Origin of the sequence: Burkholderia sp. Ac-20353, assembly GCF_017104785.1 — a bacterium.
GTDB lineage: Bacteria > Pseudomonadota > Gammaproteobacteria > Burkholderiales > Burkholderiaceae > Burkholderia.
The window spans coordinates 1-8,079 of record NZ_JAAGPL010000288.1; the positions used below are offsets into that span (position 1 = coordinate 1).

Annotated in this window: 7 protein-coding genes; 5 read left to right on the forward strand and 2 right to left on the reverse strand. The window is 69.4% G+C overall.

Annotation, left to right across the window (positions count from 1 at the left end):
* From G3N94_RS38050 to G3N94_RS38070, 5 genes are all read left to right on the forward strand, one after another.
* Positions 1 to 1,293, forward strand: a 1,293-nt coding sequence (locus G3N94_RS38050; RefSeq protein ID WP_205799366.1) for an aldehyde dehydrogenase family protein, incomplete at its 5' end; no start/stop codon positions are given.
* A gap of 65 nt (positions 1,294 to 1,358) precedes the next feature.
* A complete protein-coding gene (locus G3N94_RS38055) occupies positions 1,359 to 2,117 on the forward strand; it encodes an SDR family oxidoreductase (protein ID WP_205799367.1) in 759 nt (252 codons plus the stop codon).
* Positions 2,118 to 2,244: 127 nt separating this feature from the next.
* The gene (locus G3N94_RS38060; protein ID WP_205799368.1) at positions 2,245 to 3,549 is read left to right on the forward strand and encodes an MFS transporter; all 1,305 of its coding nucleotides are present in this window, start codon (positions 2,245 to 2,247) and stop codon (positions 3,547 to 3,549) included.
* 136 nt (positions 3,550 to 3,685) lie between these two features.
* Entirely contained in the window at positions 3,686 to 4,105 is a 420-nt protein-coding gene (locus tag G3N94_RS38065) for a helix-turn-helix domain-containing protein (protein WP_205799369.1), read from the forward strand.
* On the forward strand, positions 4,102 to 5,328 hold the full coding sequence (locus tag G3N94_RS38070; RefSeq protein ID WP_205799370.1) for an alpha/beta fold hydrolase: 1,227 nt from the start codon (positions 4,102 to 4,104) through the stop codon (positions 5,326 to 5,328). Before G3N94_RS38065 ends, G3N94_RS38070 begins: the two co-directional genes overlap by 4 nt.
* Positions 5,329 to 5,434: 106 nt before the next feature.
* On the opposite strand, the gene G3N94_RS38075 is transcribed toward G3N94_RS38070, so the two are convergent.
* Both G3N94_RS38075 and hemDX read right to left on the reverse strand, forming a co-directional pair.
* Positions 5,435 to 6,622: a heme biosynthesis protein HemY gene (locus G3N94_RS38075; protein ID WP_205799371.1), complete on the reverse strand. Its 1,188-nt coding sequence runs from the start codon at positions 6,620 to 6,622 to the stop codon at positions 5,435 to 5,437.
* A gap of 2 nt (positions 6,623 to 6,624) precedes the next feature.
* Positions 6,625 to 8,079, reverse strand: a 1,455-nt coding sequence (gene hemDX, locus G3N94_RS38080) for a fused uroporphyrinogen-III synthase HemD/membrane protein HemX (protein ID WP_205799372.1), incomplete at its 5' end; no start/stop codon positions are given.

The window sequence follows — 8,079 nt, forward strand, 5'->3', positions numbered from 1 at the left end:
GCCCGCGACGCATTCGCGGGCGCGTGGGGCGCCGCGAGCGCCGCCGGGCGCGGCCGCGTGCTGCAACGACTGTCGGCACTCGTCGCGACCCATCTCGAGGAGCTCGCGACGCTCGAGGCACGCGATACGGGCAAGCCGCTCAGGCAGGCCCGCGCCGACGCAGCCGCGCTCGCGCGCTACTTCGAGTTCTACGCAGGCGCCGCCGACAAGCTGCACGGCGAAACCCTCCCCTATCAGGCGGGCTACATGGTGCTGACGGTGCGCGAGCCGCACGGCGTCACCGGCCACATCGTCCCGTGGAACTACCCGATGCAGATCTTCGGGCGCAGCGTCGGCGCGGCGCTCGCGGCCGGCAACGCATGCGTCGTCAAGCCGGCCGAGGACGCGTGCCTGTCGGTGCTGCGCGTCGCCGCGCTGGCCGCCGAAGCGGGGCTGCCGGCCGGCGCGCTGAATATCGTCACCGGCTACGGCCATGAGGCCGGCGCGGCGCTCGCCCGCCATCCGGGCATCGACCACATCTCGTTTACGGGCTCGCCCGCGACCGGCAAGCTCGTCGCGCAGATGGCCGCCGAAAATCACGTGCCCGTCACGCTCGAACTCGGCGGCAAGTCGCCGCAGATCGTGTTCGCGGATGCCGACCTCGACGCCGCGCTGCCGGTGCTCGTCAACGCGATCGTGCAGAACGGCGGCCAGACCTGCTCGGCAGGCAGCCGCGTGCTGATCGAGCGCGCGGTGTACGAGCCGCTCGTCGAACGGCTCGCGAGCGCATTCAACGGGCTCAAGGTCGGCCCGAGCCGCGCGGATCTCGACTGCGGCCCGCTGATCAATGCGAAGCAGCAGCAGCGCGTATGGGATTTCCTGTCCGACGCGCAGCACGACGGCATTCCGATGGCCGGGCACGGCCAGGTCGTCCCGGAGGCGCCCGAAACCGGCTTCTACCAGGCCCCCGCGCTGCTGCGCGACGTGCCGCCGACACACCGGCTCGCGCAGGAGGAAGTGTTCGGCCCCGTGCTCGCCGCGATGCGCTTTGCGGACGAGGACGAAGCGGTCGCACTCGCGAACGGCACGCCGTACGGTCTCGTCGCCGGCATCTGGACGCGCGACGGCGCGCGTCAGCTGCGCATCGCGCGGCGAATCCGCGCGGGTCAGGTGTTCGTCAACAACTACGGTGCGGGCGGCGGTGTCGAGTTGCCGTTCGGCGGCGTCGGGCATTCGGGCCACGGCCGCGAGAAAGGCTTCGAGGCGCTGTACGGCTTCACGGTGCTGAAGACCATCGCGATCCGGCACGGCTGAACGCGCGGTCAGCGGTGGGCGGTTCAGCAGCACACGATCACATACGACAAACCAGGAGACACACCATGCGGTTGAGCGGCAAGACGGCGATCGTCACGGGCGGCGGCTCGGGATTCGGCGAAGGCATCGCGAAGACGTACGCGCGCGAAGGCGCGAACGTCGTCGTCAACGACCTGAACGGCGCGGCGGCCGAGCGTGTCGCGAGCGAGATCGCGCTCGCGGGCGGCAAGGCGATCGCGGTCGCCGGCGACGTGTCGCAACACGACGACTGGCGCGCGTTGCTCGCCGCCGCGCTCGACGATTTCCACGCGGTGCAGATCGTCGTCAACAACGCCGGCACCACGCACCGCAACAAGCCCGTGCTCGACGTGACCGAAGCGGAGTTCGACCGCGTCTACGCAGTCAACATGAAAAGCCTCTACTGGTGCGTGCAGACGCTCGTACCGTATTTCCGCACGCAGGGCGGCGGCGTGTTCGTGAACGTCGCGTCGACGGCCGGCGTGCGGCCGCGCCCGGGCCTCGTCTGGTACAACAGCACGAAGGGCGCGATGATCACCGCGAGCAAGTCGCTCGCGGCCGAGCTCGGCGCCGACCGCATCCGCGTGAACTGCATCAACCCCGTGCTCGGCGAGACGGGCCTGATGACCGAGTTCATGGGCTGCGAAGACACGCCGGAAAACCGCCAGCGCTTTCTCGCGACGATCCCGCTCGGCCGCTTCTCGACGCCGCAGGACATCGCGAACGCGGCGCTCTACCTCGCATCGGACGAGGCGGAATTCATCACGGGCGTCTGCCTCGAAGTCGACGGCGGGCGCTGCATCTAGCCGCATCGGGTCCTAGTCGCACCGTGCCGGGGCCGGCAGCCGGCACGACACCCGCGCATTGCTTCGCACGACACCGGACCAGGCACCGATGCGCCTGCTCCGGCCAACTAAAAGGACAGGAGACAACATGGCAACATCGACGCAATCGCTGCCGGGTTCATCCGGCGCCTTCGAGGAAGCGACGTACCGCAAGGTCTCGTGGCGGCTCACGCCGCTCCTGCTGCTGTGCTACGTGGTCGCGTATCTCGATCGCGTGAACGTCGGGTTCGCGAAGCTGCAGATGGCGACCGACCTGAACCTGAGCGACACCGTCTACGGGCTCGGCGCCGGGATCTTCTTCTTCGGCTATTTTCTGTTCGAAGTGCCGAGCAACATCATCCTGCACAAGCTCGGCGCGCGCCTGTGGATCGCGCGCATCATGGCGACGTGGGGCGTGATCTCGATCCTGACGATGTTCGTCACGACGCCCGCGATGTTCTACATGATGCGCTTCCTGCTCGGCGTCGCCGAAGCGGGCTTCTTTCCCGGCGTGATCCTGTACCTGACCTACTGGTATCCCGCGCACCGGCGCGGCCGGATGACGACGTTCTTCATGACCGCCGTCGCGCTGTCCGGCGTGATCGGCGGGCCGATCTCGGGCTTCATCCTGAAGGCGTTCGACGGCCTGAGCGGCTGGCACGGCTGGCAATGGCTGTTCCTGCTCGAAGGCATCCCGTCGGTGCTGGCCGGTGTGCTCGTGTTCTTCGCGCTCGACGAGCGGATCTCGAAGGCGACGTGGCTGACCGACGAGGAAAAGGCGCTGCTCACCCGCAACGTCGACGCGGAGGAGGCGACGAAGGAAGACCCGTCGCTCGGCACCGTGCTGTCGAGCCCGCGCGTGTGGCTGATGGCGCTCATCTACTTCTCGTTCGTGATGGGACTCTACGGCGTCGGCTTCTGGCTGCCGACGATCATCAAGGCGACGGGCGTCACCGACACGTTCGCGATCGGCCTGCTGTCGGCGGTCCCGTATGCGGCCGCGGTCGTCGCGATGATCCTGATCGCGCGCAGCGCGGACAAGCGCCGCGAACGCCGCTGGCACGTCGCGATTCCGGCCGCGTTCGGCGCGCTCGGGCTCGTGCTGTCGGTGATCTGGGCGCACGAGACCGCGCTCGCGATGCTCGGCCTTACGCTCGCGACGATGGGCATCCTGACGACGCTGCCGCTGTTCTGGAGCCTGCCGACCTCGTTCCTCGGCGGCACCGCGGCCGCGGCCGGCATCGCGATGATCAACTCGATCGGCAACCTCGCGGGCTTCCTGAGCCCGTACATGATGGGCTGGCTCAAGCAGGCAACGGGCGCGAACGACTCGGGCATGTACATGCTCGCAGGGTTCCTCGTGCTCGGCGGGCTGCTCGCGCTGTCGGTGCCGAAGCGGCTGGTCGACAAATGACGCAGGGCGCATGGACGCCCGCCAGCCGATGCGGGTCCGGTATCCCGCCAAAGTAATGCCCTGACTCCCACAATGCTCCCTATTGATCCTTATTAAATGGAATAATAGGGAATATTTTGAGCATCATGGGCTGACCATGTTCCATACCGTCGAAGAGGCCGCTGCACGCCTGCGCATCCACCCGAAGACAGTCCTGCGCTTCATCCGCGAGGGCAAGCTGCGTGCAACGCGGGTCGGCCGCGCCTACCGCATCGTCGACGCCGACCTCGCCGCGTTCGCGCAGACGAAGCCGGCCGCGGCGGCGCCCGTGCCGCGTGCGGTGCGCGTCACCAGCATCGTCGACATTCCGGACGCGTCGCAATCGCTGCACCAGTACCTGTCGCGGTCGCTGCATGCGATGGCGTCCGGCCGCACGTCGTACGTCGACCCCGTGCGGATCGACGTCACGTTCGATCCCGCCGCGAGCCAGGTCAAGATCATCGTCGCCGCGACGCCAGCCGACACGGCCGCGCTGATGTCGTCGCTCGAGATGCTGCTGCAGCACAGCGGGACATGAGCGGGATCTTCCGGTCGCCGCGCCACGCACGCGCGATTCGCGCGGCTTACGAGGCTGCGCTGTCGCACTGGCCGGCCGGACATCGGCGCGTCACCGTGCCAACACGCGATGGCGCGACGCATGTGATCGCCTGCGGCCCGGAACATGCGCCGCCGGTCGTGCTGATCCACGGCGCACAGACGACGGCGGCGAGCTGGCAGCACTACGCGGTCGAATGGTCGAAGCACTGCCGGCTCTACGCGATCGACGTGATCGGCGAAGCGGGACCGAGCGCGCCGTCGCGGCCACCGCTCGCGAGCGACGCGTACGCGCAGTGGCTCGACGACGTGCTCGACGGCCTGCGGGTGTCGCGCGCCGCGTTCGTCGGCATCTCGTTGGGTGCGCGAACGGCGCTCGATTTCGCATTGCGTCGGTCGGCGCGCGTCACGCGGCTTGCGCTTCTCTGTCCGTCGGGCATCGGCAGGCAGAAGCCGTTCCTGTGGTGGGCGCTGCCGCTGCTGCTGCTCGGTGATATCGGGCGCGCCTGCGTACGACGGCGCGTGCTCGGCCGTCTGCCGCCGGCGTCGACGCCGGCCGAGCGCGACGCAATCGCACTCATGCGCGCCGTGGATCGCGGCCTCCGGCCTCGCATCGAAACGATCCCGGTGTTCGGCGATGACGCGCTCCGCACGTTGTCGGCGCCCGTGCTGGCGATCGTCGGCGGCCGCGACGTGATGCTCGATTCGCGCGACACGCGCGATCGCCTGACGCGTCTCGTACCGCACGCGCAGGTACGGTTTCTTCCGGATCAATACCACTTCATCCGCGGGCAGCGCGACACCGTGCTCGCATTTCTCATGTCAACGGAGCCACCCCGCATGCACCACCGAATCGTCCGGACCGCCGACAGCCGCGTGCTGGTCCGCGATCCTGCCGCCGGCCTCGTACAGCGCGAAAGCGATGCGCTCGACCTCGTCGCGCTCGCGCACGAGCATGAAGCCGACTGGATCGCGGTCCCCGCCAATGCGCTGCACGACGACTTCTACCGGCTCGACAGCGGGCTGGCGGGCGCCGTGCTGCAGAAACTCGTCAACTACGGCGTCCGGCTCGGCGTAGTCGGCGACATCGACCGCTGGCTTGCGCGCAGCGAAGCGCTTCGCGCGCTCGTGCGCGAGTCCAATCGCGGGCAATCGGTGTGGTTCGTCGCGAGCGAGGACGACCTGCTGCGCAGGCTCGGCGCGTAGCGCGGCTCGCAACGAACAAAAAAATGCCCCGAAGGCCGATTGGCGTTCGGGGCAGTCTTTGCGGCACTGAGGGCCGCCCGCATGCGGCGGGCGGCGTCGGCCCGCGTCAGACCACGGTGATCGCGAGCGCGCTTTCGCGGTAGTGCTTCGCCGCCTTGTCGGACTCGCCGAGATGCTCGAACAGCCGCGCGAGCGCGCGATGCGTGCGCACCATCAGCGCCTCGTTGTCGGCGAGCTTGAGCGCCGCCTCGAGGAACGACTGCGCCTTGCCCCACAGCTGCTGCTGCTGGCAGAGCCGGCCGAGCGCGAACAGCAGGTCCGCGTCGTCCGGATGATCCTTCTTCCACCCTTCCGCCTTCTGGATCAGCGGCAGCGCATCGGCGCCGGCCGTGTCCGGATAGCGGCGCAACAGGCGCGCGTCCCAGTTGTGCGCGAGCGCGTCCTCGACGACGCGGCGCGCCTCGGGCCGGCGTTCGAGCGACACGAGCAGTTCGGCCGCGAGATCGGCGAGACGCGGCGACTGCCGCTCCGTCGCCGACAGCGATTGCCACACCTCCAGCAGCGCGTCCGGATCGTGGCGGCGGTCACGCAGCAGGTTCTCGGCCGCCTGCTGGCGCAGCCGCACGGCGGCGGCCGGATGCAGCGCCTCGCGCTTCTCGAGTGCCTTCGCGAGTTTCAGCACCTCGGCCCAGTTCTTCAGCTGCTGCTGCGCGCGCAGCGCAACCTGCTGCGCGTGGATGCGCTTGCCGCCCGCCTGCATCTCGGCCAGCGCGGCGAGTGCGCCGTCGGCGTCGCGCGCGTCCGCACGCATGTCGGCCGCAGCGAGCATGCGCGCGTCCTGCCACTCCGGCGCGTCGACCTTCGACAGCCAGTCGTCGCGGCGCGTGTACTCATGCATCCGGTGCGCCGCGGTGGCCGCGACGAGGCTCGCCGCGCCCTGGTTCGCGTCGATCGACAGCGCGTCGCGCGCGGCCTTCTCGGCGCGCGAGAAGCGGCCCGCGTACAGGTTCGCGATCGCGTCGCGCAGCGACGCCTGCGCCTTCTCGTTGCGCGTGCGGGCGCGATACGCGGCGACCCGCTGCGGCATGCGCCAGATGTTGCGCACGATGCGCAGCAGCGCGTAGACGACGATGAACAGCACGACGATGCCGATCACGAACAGGTTCAGCGACAGGTCGACCCGGTACGGCGGATAGACGAGCAGCACCTGCCCCGTGTCGAAGCGGCCGACGGTGGCCAGCGCCGCGGCGATCGCGAACAGGATGGCGAGCCAAACGATTCCTCGAAGCGTCATCGTTACCCCCGGCTCTTGAACTGCTGAACGGCGTTCAGGCTCGTGTTCAGGTTGGGCAGCGCGACCGTCAGCGACGCGCCGTCGACCTGCTTCAGCAGATCCTCGACGGTCTGCGTGTCACGCGACGCCTGGTCGAAATACTTCGCGAGCGACGCCTGCGCGGCGTGCAGGTCGCCCTTCATCGCCGGCTCGTTGCGCGCGAGCAGCGACAGGCGGGCCGTCAGCAGGCGCAGCTTCACGTTCTCGCGCACGAAGTAGCCTTGATCGGGCGACGCGAGCATCGCGTCCGCGTTGTCGATCCGGCGCACCTGCACGAGGCCCTTCAGCTGCTGGCCGAGGCCGGCCGAGAAGTCGTGCCACCAGACCTTCCAGCGCGACTCGCCGGCCGCGGCTGCCGCAGCGTTCGCGGCGTTCGTTTTTGCGGCATCCGCCGGCGCGTCGCCCTTCGGCGCCGCGTGCGGCACGATCGCCTCGCCGGCGAGCGGCAGCGCGTCGATCTTCGCGATCGCGTCGTCGAGCTTGATCGCGAGGCCCGTGAGATCGGCGGACGGCGCGGCCTTCAGCTTCTCGACATCCTGCGCGAGCGCCTTGCGCACCGCGACCGCCTGCGGGCTCTGCGACGTCGCGAGACGCGCGTCGGCGTTCTGCAGCGCGATCAGCGCGAGCTGCGTGTTGCCCGTGAGCTGCAGTTGCTGGCTCGCGCTCGACAGCATCTGGTCGACCTCCTCGAGCATCCACGCGTCGCGGTTGCGCGCGAGATCCTGGTACTGCTGCTGCAGCGCCTGCTGCGCGTTCTGCGCATCGGCCAGCTTGCCGTCGAGCTGCGCGAGCTGCGTGTCGACCTGGTGCGCGCTCGCGAGCGCCTGCTCGGTCTTCGTGCGCGTTTCGGCCGCCTGCGCGTCGAGCGCCTTCTGGCGTGTGACGAATGAACCGTCGAGCCGGTCGATCTTGCGGTTCAGCGCATAGGCGCCGACCCCCGCCGCGCAGCCAAGCACGACGACGACGAGCCACAGCACGGCGCTGCCGCCGCGGCGCGCGGGCGGCTCGGACGACATGTAAGGCGGGCTGGACGGCGTCGCGGACGCAGCGGCCGGCTGGGAAGAGACGCTTTTGGATTCGTTGGTATCAGTCATGCGTGTTGTCACCGGTGCGGCTGTCGCCGGTTGGACGGCCTCGTCGGCCATCGTTCGAAACGCGCGGACGATGCGCTCATCGCCCGCGCCGGTCAGCGTAATCCTATCAAAACCCAATGCGCGCGCGGTCTGCTCGATCCGCGGGTGCGGCGTCACGAGCGGCGCGTGCTTCAGCGCGTCGATCTCGGCGTCGGTCAGGTGCGCGTGCGCGAGTTCGTGCAGATTGCGCACGCCTTCCGAACTCGTGACGAGCCACGCGTGCGGCTCGCCGCCGAGCAGCGCGTGCACGCGCTCCCAGGTGCCGATGCGCGGCTCCGGCACGAC